Origin of the sequence: Aminobacterium colombiense DSM 12261 (assembly GCF_000025885.1) — a bacterium.
In the GTDB taxonomy this organism is placed as follows: Bacteria; Synergistota; Synergistia; order Synergistales; family Aminobacteriaceae; genus Aminobacterium; species Aminobacterium colombiense.
On sequence record NC_014011.1, the window covers coordinates 1,878,717 to 1,892,310 of the forward strand.

At 47.2% G+C, this 13,594-nt stretch carries 15 protein-coding genes; 2 read left to right on the plus strand and 13 right to left on the minus strand.

From position 1 onward, the window contains the following. The first annotated feature begins 128 nt into the window (after nucleotides 1-128). The gene (tpx, locus tag AMICO_RS09280) at nucleotides 129-644 is read left to right on the plus strand and encodes a thiol peroxidase (protein ID WP_013049198.1); all 516 of its coding nucleotides are present in this window, start codon (nucleotides 129-131) and stop codon (nucleotides 642-644) included. A 76-nt stretch (nucleotides 645-720) separates the two neighbouring features. Here the strand turns inward: tpx and AMICO_RS09285 are convergent, their stop codons facing one another. The 3 genes from AMICO_RS09285 to AMICO_RS09295 all read right to left on the minus strand — a co-directional run bounded on the left by AMICO_RS09285 (nucleotide 721) and on the right by AMICO_RS09295 (nucleotide 2,042). Continuing rightward, the gene (locus tag AMICO_RS09285) at nucleotides 721-1,107 is read right to left on the minus strand and encodes an OB-fold nucleic acid binding domain-containing protein (protein ID WP_052292820.1); all 387 of its coding nucleotides are present in this window, start codon (nucleotides 1,105-1,107) and stop codon (nucleotides 721-723) included. A 28-nt stretch (nucleotides 1,108-1,135) separates the two neighbouring features. Further along, nucleotides 1,136-1,429 carry a hypothetical protein gene (locus tag AMICO_RS09290; protein WP_013049200.1) on the minus strand — a complete coding sequence of 98 codons (294 nt, stop codon included), beginning with the start codon at nucleotides 1,427-1,429 and terminating at the stop codon, nucleotides 1,136-1,138. Between the two features lie 181 nt (nucleotides 1,430-1,610). Continuing rightward, nucleotides 1,611-2,042 carry an FKBP-type peptidyl-prolyl cis-trans isomerase gene (locus tag AMICO_RS09295; RefSeq protein ID WP_013049201.1) on the minus strand — a complete coding sequence of 144 codons (432 nt, stop codon included), beginning with the start codon at nucleotides 2,040-2,042 and terminating at the stop codon, nucleotides 1,611-1,613. Between the two features lie 134 nt (nucleotides 2,043-2,176). Between AMICO_RS09295 and deoC the strand changes: the two genes are divergently transcribed. Continuing rightward, nucleotides 2,177-2,854, plus strand: a complete 678-nt coding sequence (gene deoC / locus AMICO_RS09300) for a deoxyribose-phosphate aldolase (RefSeq protein ID WP_013049202.1) — start codon at nucleotides 2,177-2,179, stop codon at nucleotides 2,852-2,854. Between the two features lie 35 nt (nucleotides 2,855-2,889). Here deoC and AMICO_RS09305 read toward each other — a convergent pair whose 3' ends face one another. The 10 genes from AMICO_RS09305 to AMICO_RS09350 form a co-directional block, all read right to left on the minus strand. Then, nucleotides 2,890-4,095 (minus strand): M20 family metallo-hydrolase, encoded by a 1,206-nt coding sequence (locus tag AMICO_RS09305; protein ID WP_013049203.1) that lies wholly within the window; start codon nucleotides 4,093-4,095, stop codon nucleotides 2,890-2,892. Beyond that, nucleotides 4,089-5,012 carry a dihydrodipicolinate synthase family protein gene (locus AMICO_RS09310; RefSeq protein WP_013049204.1) on the minus strand — a complete coding sequence of 308 codons (924 nt, stop codon included), beginning with the start codon at nucleotides 5,010-5,012 and terminating at the stop codon, nucleotides 4,089-4,091. The genes AMICO_RS09305 and AMICO_RS09310 overlap by 7 nt, the downstream gene beginning before the upstream one ends. Before the next feature lie 30 nt (nucleotides 5,013-5,042). Further along, nucleotides 5,043-6,329 (minus strand): TRAP transporter large permease, encoded by a 1,287-nt coding sequence (locus AMICO_RS09315; RefSeq protein WP_013049205.1) that lies wholly within the window; start codon nucleotides 6,327-6,329, stop codon nucleotides 5,043-5,045. A gap of 12 nt (nucleotides 6,330-6,341) precedes the next feature. Further along, nucleotides 6,342-6,833, minus strand: a complete 492-nt coding sequence (locus AMICO_RS09320; protein ID WP_013049206.1) for a TRAP transporter small permease — start codon at nucleotides 6,831-6,833, stop codon at nucleotides 6,342-6,344. Between the two features lie 82 nt (nucleotides 6,834-6,915). Further along, nucleotides 6,916-7,938 carry a TRAP transporter substrate-binding protein gene (locus tag AMICO_RS09325; RefSeq protein WP_013049207.1) on the minus strand — a complete coding sequence of 341 codons (1,023 nt, stop codon included), beginning with the start codon at nucleotides 7,936-7,938 and terminating at the stop codon, nucleotides 6,916-6,918. A 26-nt stretch (nucleotides 7,939-7,964) separates the two neighbouring features. Further along, complete coding sequence (locus AMICO_RS09330; RefSeq protein ID WP_013049208.1) at nucleotides 7,965-8,639, minus strand: aspartate/glutamate racemase family protein; 675 nt, start codon at nucleotides 8,637-8,639, stop codon at nucleotides 7,965-7,967. A 17-nt stretch (nucleotides 8,640-8,656) separates the two neighbouring features. Then, nucleotides 8,657-10,045: an allantoinase AllB gene (allB, locus tag AMICO_RS09335; protein WP_041459396.1), complete on the minus strand. Its 1,389-nt coding sequence runs from the start codon at nucleotides 10,043-10,045 to the stop codon at nucleotides 8,657-8,659. Beyond that, the gene (locus tag AMICO_RS09340) at nucleotides 10,039-11,454 is read right to left on the minus strand and encodes a dihydroorotase (RefSeq protein ID WP_013049210.1); all 1,416 of its coding nucleotides are present in this window, start codon (nucleotides 11,452-11,454) and stop codon (nucleotides 10,039-10,041) included. Before AMICO_RS09340 ends, allB begins: the two co-directional genes overlap by 7 nt. After that, nucleotides 11,439-12,278, minus strand: coding sequence for an IclR family transcriptional regulator (locus AMICO_RS09345; RefSeq protein ID WP_083775819.1), 840 nt, complete (start codon nucleotides 12,276-12,278; stop codon nucleotides 11,439-11,441). Before AMICO_RS09345 ends, AMICO_RS09340 begins: the two co-directional genes overlap by 16 nt. Nucleotides 12,279-12,420: 142 nt before the next feature. Continuing rightward, nucleotides 12,421-13,578, minus strand: a complete 1,158-nt coding sequence (locus AMICO_RS09350; protein WP_013049212.1) for a pyridoxal-phosphate-dependent aminotransferase family protein — start codon at nucleotides 13,576-13,578, stop codon at nucleotides 12,421-12,423. Nucleotides 13,579-13,594: the final 16 nt, after the last annotated feature.

The window sequence follows — 13,594 nt, forward strand, 5'->3', positions numbered from 1 at the left end:
GGTTATTTTTATTTCACCTGGTTTTTATTTTACACTTTTTTATTTTTTATGCCACTACTTTATCTTAGTACAGTAATTTTTATATGATAAGATTCCTATACCGGCATAAACTATTTGGAGGTGATCATATGGAGAGAACGGGAATTGTTACTATGAAGGGGAAACCTCTCACTCTGATTGGGGAAAGCCTTTCTGTAGGCGATAAGGCTCCGGATTTTGCCGTCTTGGACCAAACCTTGGCTACTAAGACACTAAAAGACTTTGAGGGGCGAATCAAAGTAATTTCTGTAACACCATCACTTGACACCCCTGTTTGCGACCTGCAGATCCACTGGTTCAATGAAGATGCGGCCAACCAGCCTGATGATGTAGCCGTTTTAAACATCTCCATGGACCTTCCCTTTGCCATAAAACGGTTTTGCTCGACGAAGGGAATTGAGAGGGCCGTAGCCCTTTCTGACCACAGAGATGCATCCTTTGGCATGAACTGGGGGGTTTTAATCAAAGAACTTCGTCTTCTTGCCCGGGCCGTTTTCATTGCGGATAAAGATGACGTGATTCGGTATATTGAAATAGTTCCCGAAGCGACCCACGAGCCAGACTATGAAAAGGCCCTCCAGGCCCTCGTAAAAATAATACGATAGATCTGTGTTTCTTTCTCACCACGCCGCATACTCAAACCGAGGGAAGGTCCTTCCCTCGGTTTTCTTTTGCATGCACCTAGCAAATTGTTATTTTTTCGATCTTCTCCACTTGAACATACATCTCGCCACTTCCGGCAGAAGAGCGTATCTTTCCCTCGATGCGAACTGGCGTTCCTTCTTCTTTGTCTCGCAACCATTCCTTAATATCGGAATCGAAGGCCCGCATTAGAAGAAAATCGTGGCGAATGCTCCCGTCTTCCCATGGCGTGTCCTGCCTCACCGAAAAAGCTACATACTTTCCCATACGGCTGATTTGTTCTTGTACACCCTCAATAAAATGTAGTCTTCCCGAAATCTTAACAGTATTTTCAATCATTTTGCCTTTTCCAACCCCTTTACTGGCTTCGTATGGAGAACACATATACCACGAACAGAACTTTTTCGCCAATAGGAGACAAGCCACGAAAAAAGGGAGGCACCGTTCCCCTCCCTTATGCTTCTTCTATTTTCCGAACAAGGACATACATTTCACCGCTGCCAAGTGACGAACGAACATCACCTTCCACCCTTACAGGCGTGCCCTCCTTCCGGCCCAATATCCACAATCGCAGTTCAGGATCATACGCCCGCATAAGCAGAAAATCGCGCCGGGTGCTCCCATCCTCCCAAGGGGTCTCCTGTTTTACCGAGAAGGTCACATACTCACCCAACCTACTTTGAAGAACCCTGTTCCCCTGGACGTGATGCAGAGTCCCGGCCACCGTAACGATGTTCTCCGTCAGCATATGCACATCACTCCTTGTGGCTGGATTTGAGGAAGTCATATTCCTCTTTTTACCTTATGTCTTTACTTTACAATGGAAAATGTTTTGACTCAAGCCCCGGAAATATTCACCTCTGGCTGTAGGGTCTTCTTGTAAAGAAAAAACCCCAAGGGAACGACGTTTTCACCGGGGGCTTTATTTTTTACATTTCAATATCAACAACTGTTATTTCAAAGGTCAGCGCCTTCCCCGCCAGGGGGTGGTTGGCATCGAGAACCATTCCTTTCTCTGTTACGTCTACCACTAGGGCGTTGAACACATGGCCGTCTGGCGTCTGGACCTGCAGTACTTCTCCTGCTTTGGGATTCAAATCTTCTGGTATGTGTTCCGGAGGAACTTCCGCTGTTAAATTGGGGTCATACTCGCCATAGGCCTTGGCTGCCGGGATGGTAACCGTCTTCGTTTCTCCTGCGGACATTCCCAACACTGCCTTGTCAAACCCCTCCACCACCTGGCCAGACCCCACAGTGAACTTCAAAGGATCCCGCCCTTCGGATGTGTCGAACACTGTGCCATCATCTAAGGTGCCCTTATAGTGCACCGCTGCTATATTTCCATTTTCTATTTGAACCATGAGGTCCTCCTCTCGGCTACCCTTTCCTTAAAGGCGCTTTTTTATTCTACATGGACAGGAAGACCCCGTCAAAAGAATAATATTTGCTAAAAATGATATAGTGGATGGGACGAAAAGGGTCAGGAGGGATCATAATGGATTACTGTTCTGTTGCAAGCCTTATTGATAACACATTGTTAAAACAAACAGCGTCTTTTAATGAGATTCTGGCTTTTGTTAAAAAGAGCCTGCCTTACAATTTCAGGACACTTGTCATTCCGCCATTCGCCCTTGAAGAATCTCTTCGCTATTCTTGTTCGGAAAATATCTCATGCCGCTTTTCCGCTGTAGTGGGCTTTCCCCTGGGGTACATCTCCACAGCCCTAAAGTGTCATGAGATTGAAACATATAAAAGCTTCGGCCCCGCCCTTTCCGACATTGATGCTGTTATCAACATCAACTACATAAAGTCTGGAGACTGGCACGCAATTGATAAAGAAATGCAAGAGCTTTGCAAGGCTGCGGAGGGAAAAACGCTTAAACTTATTATTGAGACACCTCTTCTTACCCATGGAGAAATCACCCATGTATGCAAAATAGCTTTAAATCATGAGAATATCCATTTCATAAAGACTGGAACCGGTTTTTCAGGAAAAGATACGTCTATAGAGGAAGTGCGAACAGCAGCGAAAGCCCTTCATGGTCAAAAGGGAATTAAAGTTTCTGGCGGCGTTCGAAGTCTGGAGCACATCCAGGCCTTTCTCGACGCAGGAGCCGCCATCTTTGGATCAAGCGCAGGCATTACTCTTGTTGAAGAGGCCCGAAACAAGTAGTTTCAAGCCTCTTCAACGCTAAGGACCGGATTATATCAGTCTTTGCCATCAAGCTCCAAAAGAGTTTCAAGAAGGGTGTTTGCTCCGCAAATTATATCTTTTGGAGCAGTGGCTTCCTCTTTAGAGTGACTGACCCCTTCAATGCTTGGAACGAAGATCATGCCTGTGGGCACAAAATGAGCCATGGGACTGGCATCATGAGATGCCCCACTGGGTATCAGCTGATGAGAAAACCCGCGCTTCTGAGCAGCTATCTCTATGGCTGAAATAAGGTTCCTGTCAAGTTCTACAGCTGGTTTCTCTACCATAAGCTCCATGGATCCCCGGCAAGAAGGCATTTCCTCAAGAAAAGATCTGAAGGTTTTGGCTACCTTATCTACAACTTCATCCCGCAAGGAACGGAGTTCTAGTATGAAAGACGCTTTTTCCGGGACAATGGGCGCCCCGCCGGGAAATAGAGAGAAGACTCCCACGTTACAGACAAAATCATTCTTTTCCCGCAGCCGTTGCTCTACCCACGTAAACCATCTTGCCAAAAGAAGAGAGGCAGATCTCATGGCGTCACGCCTTTCTTCCATTGGTGTGGTTCCTGCATGATTGGCCTGGCCGCAAATATCGATCTTATAGCGAGTAATACCCACGATACCTGTGGGAATTCCAATGGCAATGTTTCGCCGCCAAAGGATTGGTCCCTGTTCTATATGGAGCTCCAGATAGGCCAGATAATCTTCTTTTTTACCCCGGCTCTTTTCTATCACCTCGTGAGATAAACCGAAAGAAGATAAAATATCATTGGGTACATCCCTGGACACGAGCCCTGTAAAGGCCCTGCTTCCAAAAGTTCCGCCAAGGGGGCCGCCCTCTTCGGCCGTAAATGCCACGACTTCGAGGGGATGACGAAGAGGCCCGCGCTCTTCTCGAATCCTCCGCGAAACTTCTATTCCGGCCAAGATTCCCAAGGCACCATCGTATTTCCCCCCGCCAGGAACAGCATCGAGATGAGATCCGACGAGAAAGCTCTTCGCGCCTTTCTCTTTTCCATCGTATCGGCCAAAGAGATTGCCTACCCCATCAATTCTGGTCTCCATCCCCGCATCGTTCATAAGGGTGTGGAGGTACTCCCTCGCTTCATTATATGAGGCAGAATAGGCTGGTCGATCCATACCTTTTCCAGGAACCCATCCTATTTCACCAAGTTTTTCAAATTCTTTTAAGAAGCGCCCTTCCTGGACGGTTAGCAACCACACTCTCCCCCTTCGACACGGGAGAAAAGGGCTAATGCTTCGTCATATATCCTCCGAATTTCATTTTTCACTTCTTCTGTGGCGGGAAGAATTGGCAAACGTGGATTTCCTCCCCAGTATCCGGCCATTTCCATAGCGGACTTCATGCCTCCGATGCCAAAACGGGCCGTGACAGCAGCATTGAGCTCAAGGAGCCCAAGCTGAAGTTCCCGGGCCTTATCAATCTCCCCTTTGTTCCAGGCATTGTAAATGGCAACGCAATATTCCGGAACAACGTTAGCCACCGCGAGGGTTCCCCCAACACCGCCAAGCATTAGAGTAGGAAGAAGAAAGCTTCCCGACCCGGCAAAAACAGAGAAGTTCTTATTTCTTGTCTTTGCGATAACTTCTGATATCTGCACGATATTTCCGGAACTGTCTTTAATCCCCACAATATTCGGGTGATCGGAAAGGGCGATTGACAGGGAAGAAGGAATATTTACCCCTGCGTTTCCGGGCATGTTGTAAAGCATAATGGGCATGGGGGAGGCATCAGCCACAGCAACGAAGAACTTTTCAAGAGTCTGTGGGTTCATGTCTCTTTTAAAGAAATTCGGCGTGATGACAAGAGCGGCATCCGCACCGGCCCCGGCGCACCGTTTCGTCAGTTCTATGGTATCGCGGAGAGACTCGCATCCCGTTCCAGCAATAATTTTCATTGAGGAAGAAACCGCTTTCCTCGCAGTTTCGACCAACGTCACCTTTTCTTTCATATTTAACATGACAAACTCGCCATTGCTCCCGAGAATAACCAGTCCGGCGAGGCCAGTTTGGCTAAATTTCCGGGCGTTCTCTTCATATTTCTGAAGATCAAGGTTCCCATCACCATCAAAGGTGGTTCCCACTGGGGCAAAAATTCCTCGAATGTCTGACATAATATCGCTTTCCTCCTTATAAGATTTTAGTTATTTAAATATCCAGAGAGGCCAAAGAGAAATAGCCGGAACATAGGTAATGATCAACACCGCTACGAAATTCGCAATAATGAAAGGCATGGCTCCCTTCAAGATGTTTTCGAAAGGTGTTTTCACAATGTTTGCGGCAACAAAGAGGTCTACACCCATGGGAGGTGTCACCATTCCTAAAGCCAGGTTCGCCGTTACGAAAATCCCAAAATGGATGGGATCGATACCAATCTGATTGACAATGGGAAGCAAAAGAGGGACAAAAATAAGAATATTTGAAAGAGTATCAATAAACATGCCTCCCAGCAAGAAAAGGATGTTAAAAAGAATCATGATAATAAACTTATTGGTGGTAACTGAAAAGATCATATTGGCAATCATACCTGGCAGATCTTTCATATAAAGGAATTTTGAGAAGGCACCGGCAGCACCCATAAGAATAATGCACGAAGCTGTGATAACCGCCGCTTCGATCATTGCATTGCAAAGACCTTTAAGGGAAAGTCCACCAGTAACGCCTCCGAGAATTATAGCATAGACAACGGCCACTACCCCTGCTTCGGTGGGAGTAAACACACCGGAATAAATGCCGCCAAGAATAATGATTGGCATGAGAAGGGCATATTTTGCATCCCATATTTTGCCCATGACCCATCCAAAACCTCCATCACGCGGCTCCCCGACATAGTTGCGTTTTTTTGAAATGGTCACGGCCACGATGATAAGCACAATGCCTACCAGAATGCCAGGAAAGACTCCCGCGATGAACATGTCCGTAACCGATACTCCGCTTACTACTCCATAAACAATCATGGGTATGCTTGGGGGGATAAGAACGCCTATGCCGCCGGCTGCGGCAAGAAGGCCGCCGGAAAACCCTTTATCATATCCGCGGGCGTTCATTGCCGGAATCATAATAGCTCCGATAGCCGCCACAGTTGCCGGCCCTGAACCCGAAACGGCCGCAAAGAACATGCAGGCGACCACTGCTGAGATCGCAAGGCCGCCCGGGTAGTCCCCCGAAATGGCTTCTGCAAGATCAGTTAATTTTCGTGATATGCCTCCATTGGACATGAGGGTCCCCGCAAGAATAAAGAAAGGAAGGGCAAGAAGAGTGAAAGAATCTGCCGTTGTTATCATCCGCTGCCCTACCAAAAGCATGACTCTGTCTATACCGCCAACGAGCCACGGAGTGAAGACGAGACAGCTTCCTCCTATAGCAACAGCTACAGGTACGCCAAGGAACAACAGTAGAAACATTGTGCCGAACACATAGAAAAGAAGCATTATGGCCCCTCCTTACATCATCCGGGATTCTTTTTGGGGCCTGAAGAGCGGCAGAATTTCTTTTTGAATAATACGAAATGCCATCAGACCGAAAAAGAATGGACCAAAAACAAAGTACGTCCACGTAGGCAGACCCATGGCCGCAGTAATCTGGGAACTTTTAAACTGCATAGCAGTAATTTTCACAGAATAATGGGTAACCAAAAGACAAAATATAAGAAAAACCGCTGAGGAAAAAACATTCGCCGCTACCAGCAAGCGGGGAGGGAGAATGAGCTTGATAACTTCAACCCTCACATGCTGCAATTTCTTTTCGCACAGCGAAAAACCCACGAGAGAAAGCAGCACAAAACAAACTCTCATCAATTCCTCAGACCATGAATGTACAAAGCTAAAGAGATACCGGGTTATTACCTGTTCTATCCCCACAACGATAATGATGGAAAAAAGAAGAATGGTAATGACTTCTTCCAGATATTTGTCAATTAATTTCAGCGCTTTCACAGCCTTACCCCCTCGAGAACCTTTTCCATGGGGCGGGAGGATATCATGGCCCCTCCCACCCTTTTCTTACTCTGCAGTTCCATTAATTTTGTGGCGGAACCTCTTCAAAATCTTTTTGGAAATCCACTACTTTTTTGTAAAGGTCTTCGCCTATTTCAGGCAGGTATGCGTCATATATAGGCTGTGAAGCTTCGCGGAAGGCCCGACGCTCTTCTGCTGTCAGTTCAATAATTTCAGGAGAACCGGCTGCCTTAAACTCTTCCATAATTGCGCGGTTAGCGGCCAGAACATGTTCCTGGTCCCATTTACAGGCCTCTGTGGCCGCATTTTGGATGACCTCTTTTTCCCTGTCAGACAGGGAATTCCACGTATTCAGGGAAATGACAAGAACCATAGGGTCAAGAACGTGTCCATCCATGGTTATGCATTTCTGAACTTTATCAAAACCCTGGGCTTTGATATTTTCAAAGGGGTTTTCTCCACCATCAATAATTCCCTGCTGCAGAGATGTAAAGACTTCGGAAAATGCCATAGGAATTGCGTTCGCTCCAAGGGCTTTGAAAAGCTCGATGTGAATAGGAGTGGACATGGTCCGTATCTTCATGCCGGCCAAATCCTCAGGGCTCCGAACAGGTTTGTTGCTATGGATATGACGCCATCCCTGGGTCATATATCCAAGGCCTTTAATGCCTTTGTTTTCAAGGGGCTGAATGATTTCCATAGCGATATCGCTGTTAAAGAAAGCAATGCCTGCTTCAGCGCTCTTAAAAAGATAAGGGAGATCGTAGAGAGCGACAGCATTTGTAAAAGGCGCCAACAATCCTGTCGAAATTACCCAAAAATCGGTAACACCAAGCTGAAGCTGTTCAATACCTTCCCTGTTATCTCCCAGAGCCCCGGCTCCCATAACCTTGACTTCGATTTTGCCATCGGAGTATTCATTAACGTACTCGGCAAATTTAACTGATGCCTGGCTGAAGATATTAACCTCTTGCCCTGTATGGCCCAAACTGAGAGTTTTAGCTTCCGCGACTGCCATGTGAGATCCTGCAACAAAGAGCGCCAAAAGAAGACCTGTAATGAGTTTGCACATCTGCCGTTTCATGATAAACCCTCCATTTTCTCTAAAAATTAAAACACCGGATTATAGCGGCGTTTTTTGCTTGTGGAAACACCGTAACGAACCATACCTGATGCTACAATCAGAGCACAGACCACTCCATCAAGCACTGGAACACCAAGTTCTTTTTCCATACTTTTGTCAAGTCCGGCAAAACCGGCACAGCCCAACACGATCACTTCCGCCATATCTTCATCAATGGCCTTCCGTGCCGCTCCCATAAGACGCTGCTCCTCGTTTTTCCCCTCATCTTCCTTTTGAGGTGCTCTTATAGAAGCAAGGTACCCTTCAAGATGATACTTTTCTATAAGAACTCTCTTGTTCGGAATATTGCGTTCCACGGGGGAAATGACAGAAAAACGGTCTCCCAGCATAGTGGCCATTTTCATGGATGCCTCTGCGATACCAACAACCGGCTTGTCACAGATCTCTTTCATTAAGTCAAGGTTCGGATCTCCATGACAGGCGATGACAAAAGCATCGAAATCATCGTTATTATCCCGAATGATCTTCATCATTCCGGAAGCGGCCCTGGCGTGGTCTTCATAGGTTGCAACAAATGGGGAGGACTCGGGTATGTGAAGAGTTACGACCTCGAAATCCCCTTTCGCAAAGCCACAAGCACTTTTATGAATGGCTTCCGTCATTTCTAAACTGCTATTGGGATTGATAATGAGTATTCGCATGAGAGATAGTTTCCTCCTTATTTCTGAGGATAGAGACGCTGTCCCCACCCCTTAGCTTCTGGGTCGACAACGCCATCTTTCATAACCATACGTCCCCGAACAGCTGTATGAAGAGGACGCCCCACAAGTTTCGTACCATTATATTGAACCCCTATGGCCTTGGCATGGGTCAATAGATTCTCATTTGAAACTTCAAAAGGCGTTTTCATGTCAACTACAACAAAATCGGCATCTGCCCCCGGCCGAAGAACTCCTTTTTTCGGAAAAAGGCCAAAAATCCGAGCCGCATTTTCACTCAAAAGCTCCACTGCCCTGGGAAGGGTAAGCCTGCCATCCCGCACCGCCGTCAACATGAGAGGCAATGTAAGCTCAATGCACGGAGAACCTGCGGCGGCAGTGAAAATATCTGTAAGGCCCTTCTCTTTTTCTGAAAGAAGGAAGGGGCTATGGTCACTGCCAATAAAGTCTACTGTTCCGTCGTTAATGTAATCCCAGAGCTTTTTCATAGATTCTTTGCTGCGAAGAGGCGGATTCCCCTTGGCAAAAGGCCCAATTTCTAGTAACTTCTCATCTGAGAGGAAGAGATAATGGGGGCACGTTTCGAGGTAGACTTCCTGTCCCTCGTATTTTGCCTGTTTTACCAGTTCCATTGCTTCAGGAGTGGAGATGTGGGCGAAACTAATTCGAACTCCTGTTTCCCGGGCGAAACGAAGCAGTTTTTCCACTGTCTCAATTTCGGCTATTGGCGGACGGGAAAGAGCATGGTAGGGAAATCCGACTTTCCCTTCCTTGCGAAACTGCTGAATCAGGCGCTGAATAATGTCATTGTTCTCGGCATGAACAGTACAGATCAGCCCTGTTTTCGCCACTGCCTTGAAGCCGTCGAGAATGGCGCCATCGTTGGCCATGGTCAGCCCTCTAAACTCTTCCTCTCTCCCTTCTGGAGCTTCATGAAGAAAAGTCTTAAAGGCGACAATGCCTGCTTCCGCTACCCTGCCAACCTCCTGAGGAAAATCGGCTCCTGCCGCTCCAAAAAAGGCGTAGTCAACCAAGCACTGAGGCTCAGCAGACTTGACCCTCGCCTCGAGGATCTCAGGAGAGTAGGGAGGAGGACATGAAATAGGATGTTCCAGGAACGTAGTTACGCCGCCGTGAGCGGCAGCCCTGGTTTCTGTTTCGAAGTTCCCTCTTTCAGTATGTCCGGGATCCCTTACATGGACATGGGGGTCGACGACCCCTGGAAGTACAGGATTGTTTTCTGCATCGATAACTGTTTCTGCGTCAGGAAGAAGCTCGTTTCGGCAAATCGCAACGATAGTGCCATTCTTAACGGCAATGCCGCCAGAGAAGAGCTCCCCTCCTGTAAATACTTGGGCGTTACGAACGACAAGATCAACTTTTACCATGAGAAACAACTTCCCCTCCTTTGTAATAAAGATGTGTTTATGTATTTCCCCCACCCAGCGCCTGACTCGCAAAGATATCCACGGCTATAGACAAAACGCCCCCTGACCATGGTGTGAAGAACCTTTCCATATAGGGCCTGTCCTTCATAAAGCCTTGCGATCTCTCGGCCATTGGTGAGAAAATCTGATGACTTCACTATAAAAGGTGTTTTTACATCAACGATAATTAAGTCTGCATCGGCTCCGGGCAAGAGGGAACCTTTTTGCGGATGAAGATCAAAAACTTGTGCAGCCTGACGTGATAGGAGATCAACAGCTTTAGCCAAAGAGATTTTTTTCTCTTTCACCGCTGTCATAAGAAGGGGAAGGCGCACCTCAAACCCGACAGAACCTGCTGGTGCGTTAAAAATGTCATCCCATCCCCTTTCTTTTTCTTCAAAAAGAAAGGCCCCATGATCGCTTCCCACGTAATCCACTGTCCCATCAAGTAAAAATGGCCACATTTCTTCTTGATGACATCGAGAGCGAATAGGCGGATTGAATTTTGCGTAAGGACCGTAACCAAGGGCACTCTCTTCATTAAGAAACAGATACTGGGGGCATGTTTCAGCAAAGATGCGCTGCCCTTTTGCCTTGGCCTTCTTGATCATCAAAAGGCTCTCGGGACACGAAACGTGGCAGAAGCTCACTGGAATATTGAGCAAGGAAGCATAGCGGATGATTTTTTCGACTGCCTGAACTTCCGCATGGGGCGGACGGGATAGGCCATGAGCGGCAAAATCTTTTCTTCCCCCGTTACGAAGTGCAGCTGTACATCGCTGGATAATAGCATCATTTTCAGCATGAACGGCAAGGGTAAGACCTGTTTCAGCAACAGCCCTCATTCCTTGCCACAAAGCACCATCATCATCCATGCATGTTCCTCTGAACTCCTGATCCCGTCCCGGCAAGGGAGAGAAGAGGAATGTTTTGAAACCGATAATACCGGCCTCCGCAAGAGCCTTGAAATATTGGGTTTCCCGGCCGGCGGCACCGTAAAAAGCAAAATCTATATAGGATTGAGCGGAGGCTGTATCTATTCGCTTCTGAAGTATTTCCGGACAATACTGGGGAGGGGCGGAAATGGGCATTTCAAAGATTGTGGTAATGCCTCCAGCAGCAGCTGCTGCTGTTTCAGATTGGAAGGTTCCTCTTTGACACATTTCAGGCTCTCGAATGTGTACATGGGTATCGATTCCTCCCGGAAGGACAAGATCTCCGTCCGCATCCATTTCTTTCTTACCGACAATTAAATTATCTTTTCCTATATAGACGATCCGACCCTCATCCACCCCTATGCTCCCGTGAAAAAGGGTGTGGTTATAAAAAATGTTTCCATTTCGGATAACACAATCTACATATTTTTGCATGGCCCTTCAAATCCCCAATCAAGGCGTTTTCGAGCCTCGCAGGCTCCTTGCTGAACAGCAGCAAGAACTCTTTGAATCTTTTCTTCGTCCGCACGATAGTCAGGCAAAACAACGCCAAGGCTTCCGTAACATCGCTCGTAGGGGAAATAAAGAGGAACCGCAATACCCGTAGTCCCTGGGTCAACCTCGCCGGAAGCGATAACGTACCCATTCTCTCTTCGTTCTTTATAACGTTCTCTCAATTCCTCCATGCACGTTGGGGTCTTGTCTGTATAGACAGGAAGAGGCAGATCGTGGGAAAGAGTTCTAAAGGCCTCTTCTTCAGGCATGCCAATAAGAACAGCGAATCCGGTAGCCCCTGCGTGAAGTGGAGAACTCTGGCCTACCTGAGATGAGATCATAAGACGTTGAGATGTTTCAACCTTATCGACACAAATGGCCTGATTTCCCATAACCATTGTTAAAATTGATGTTTCCCCCGTAATTTGCGTCAATTTTTCAAGGATGGGATGAATGGCTGTTATGGAGTTCGCATCGGACACGGCCTTTTTGCCAACGGCTATAAGCTTCAAGCCAATACGATATTTATCTGTTTCCGGCATACGAAGTAGCCACCCTGAAGTTTCAAGGGTAATGACAAGGCGATGAACTGTACTTTTATGGAGTCCTACCAAACGGCTTATTTCAGTGACACCAAGCGGTTCTTCCCGCTGTGCGAAAAGCTCAAGAATACGGAGGGCCCGGATAATTGATTGATTCAGGTATCGATCTTTTTCCATGGTCTTGTCTCCTTTTTTCAAAATATAGAGCAATGCGTCTTGCATAGTAAGACGCTATCTCTGTAAATGAAACAATAGCGCTATCATAGCTACTCCTTTCACAATTGTCAATATGACCATATATAAAAAGGGGTTCCCTTTAAAGGGAACCCCTTACCGTAAAAAGTATTTTGTTTTCTTATGTGATTTAGTGCTCTTCAGCAAGACCCTTCTGCAGAACACCGAGGCCCTTGCCAGGCTCAATGTCTATGCCACAACGCATTGCTGCCCGTTCCACCGCTGCCACTGCCGAAACAAGTATATGCTTGTCAACGTTGCCCATATGTCCCATTCTGAAGCCTTTTCCTGCAAAATCCGCGAGACATCCTGCTGTCTGGGCCCCTTCTTCGGCCAATACGGTTCTAAATTCGGCATCATTCACATTGGCGCCTTCTGGATAGAGATAGACGGAAAGGGTGGGAGCGCGGAAAGGTTTCTCCGCGGCAACCCTGAATCCCATGGCTTCAAGAGCGGCATCAACGAGAGCTGCCTGACGAAGATGGCGATTATATCGTTCTTCGATGCCCTCTTCTTTGATAATTCGGATCGATTCTTTCAGGGCCCATACAAGGTTGATCGCCGGGGTTCCCCAATACTTAGAAGGATCATGCATAACGGGAAGCCATTTTTCAAAATCCGCATAGGACTCAGGGATGGTTCCGAGAGAACGTCTCTTTTCGACAGCCTCTTTGCTTGCCCAGAGGATAGCCAGGCCGGGAGCAACTCCAAAAGCTTTCTGAGTACAGCTAAGGAGTACGTCGATCCCCATGGGGTCCATATATTCCTCGGCCCCAGCCGAAGCCGCGACACCATCTACTACATAAAGGGCTCCGTGAGCCTTTACAACCTTCCCAATGGCGTCGATAGGAGCCGCCGCCCCAGTGGACGTTTCCACGTGGGTTACAGTAACCACATCATATTTCTTCTCAGATAGTTTTTTCTCAACTTCTTCCGCGGTAACAGATGTGCCCCATTTGGCTGAGAGAACATCAACTTCAAGGCCTTTTCTCTGGCACATATCTATAAAGCGGTCGCCAAAATAACCGTTGGAGCAAATGAGAACGCTATCTCCTCGTTTGGTTATGTTGGCAATAGCCATTTCCATGGCAAGGGTTCCTGAACCGGCAACGACAAAAACCTCTCCGCTGCACTTCCAAAGCTCTTTCAGATCTGCCAGAACATCTTTATAGTCCTGAACAAAAAAAGGATCGCCAAAAGCTACTGTCTCTCGACCCATCTGGTCTTGAATCGAGCGGGTCACCGGAGTTGGTCCTGGAATCATAACGAGTTTGGGGGTTTTAATCATTTCATATTCCTCCTTC

Excerpts from the sequence above, each read along its gene's own strand:
- tpx (WP_013049198.1), top strand. The coding sequence starts at position 129 with ATGGAGAGAACGGGAATTGTTACTATGAAGGGGAAACCTCTCACTCTG.
- AMICO_RS09290 (WP_013049200.1), bottom strand. The coding sequence starts at position 1,429 with ATGCTGACGGAGAACATCGTTACGGTGGCCGGGACTCTGCATCACGTC.
- AMICO_RS09295 (WP_013049201.1), bottom strand. The coding sequence starts at position 2,042 with ATGGTTCAAATAGAAAATGGAAATATAGCAGCGGTGCACTATAAGGGC.
- deoC (WP_013049202.1), top strand. The coding sequence starts at position 2,177 with ATGGATTACTGTTCTGTTGCAAGCCTTATTGATAACACATTGTTAAAA.
- AMICO_RS09310 (WP_013049204.1), bottom strand. The coding sequence starts at position 5,012 with ATGTCAGACATTCGAGGAATTTTTGCCCCAGTGGGAACCACCTTTGAT.
- AMICO_RS09315 (WP_013049205.1), bottom strand. The coding sequence starts at position 6,329 with ATGCTTCTTTTCTATGTGTTCGGCACAATGTTTCTACTGTTGTTCCTT.
- AMICO_RS09325 (WP_013049207.1), bottom strand. The coding sequence starts at position 7,938 with ATGAAACGGCAGATGTGCAAACTCATTACAGGTCTTCTTTTGGCGCTC.
- AMICO_RS09330 (WP_013049208.1), bottom strand. The coding sequence starts at position 8,639 with ATGCGAATACTCATTATCAATCCCAATAGCAGTTTAGAAATGACGGAA.
- allB (WP_041459396.1), bottom strand. The coding sequence starts at position 10,045 with ATGGTAAAAGTTGATCTTGTCGTTCGTAACGCCCAAGTATTTACAGGA.
- AMICO_RS09340 (WP_013049210.1), bottom strand. The coding sequence starts at position 11,454 with ATGCAAAAATATGTAGATTGTGTTATCCGAAATGGAAACATTTTTTAT.
- AMICO_RS09345 (WP_083775819.1), bottom strand. The coding sequence starts at position 12,278 with ATGCAAGACGCATTGCTCTATATTTTGAAAAAAGGAGACAAGACCATG.
- AMICO_RS09350 (WP_013049212.1), bottom strand. The coding sequence starts at position 13,578 with ATGATTAAAACCCCCAAACTCGTTATGATTCCAGGACCAACTCCGGTG.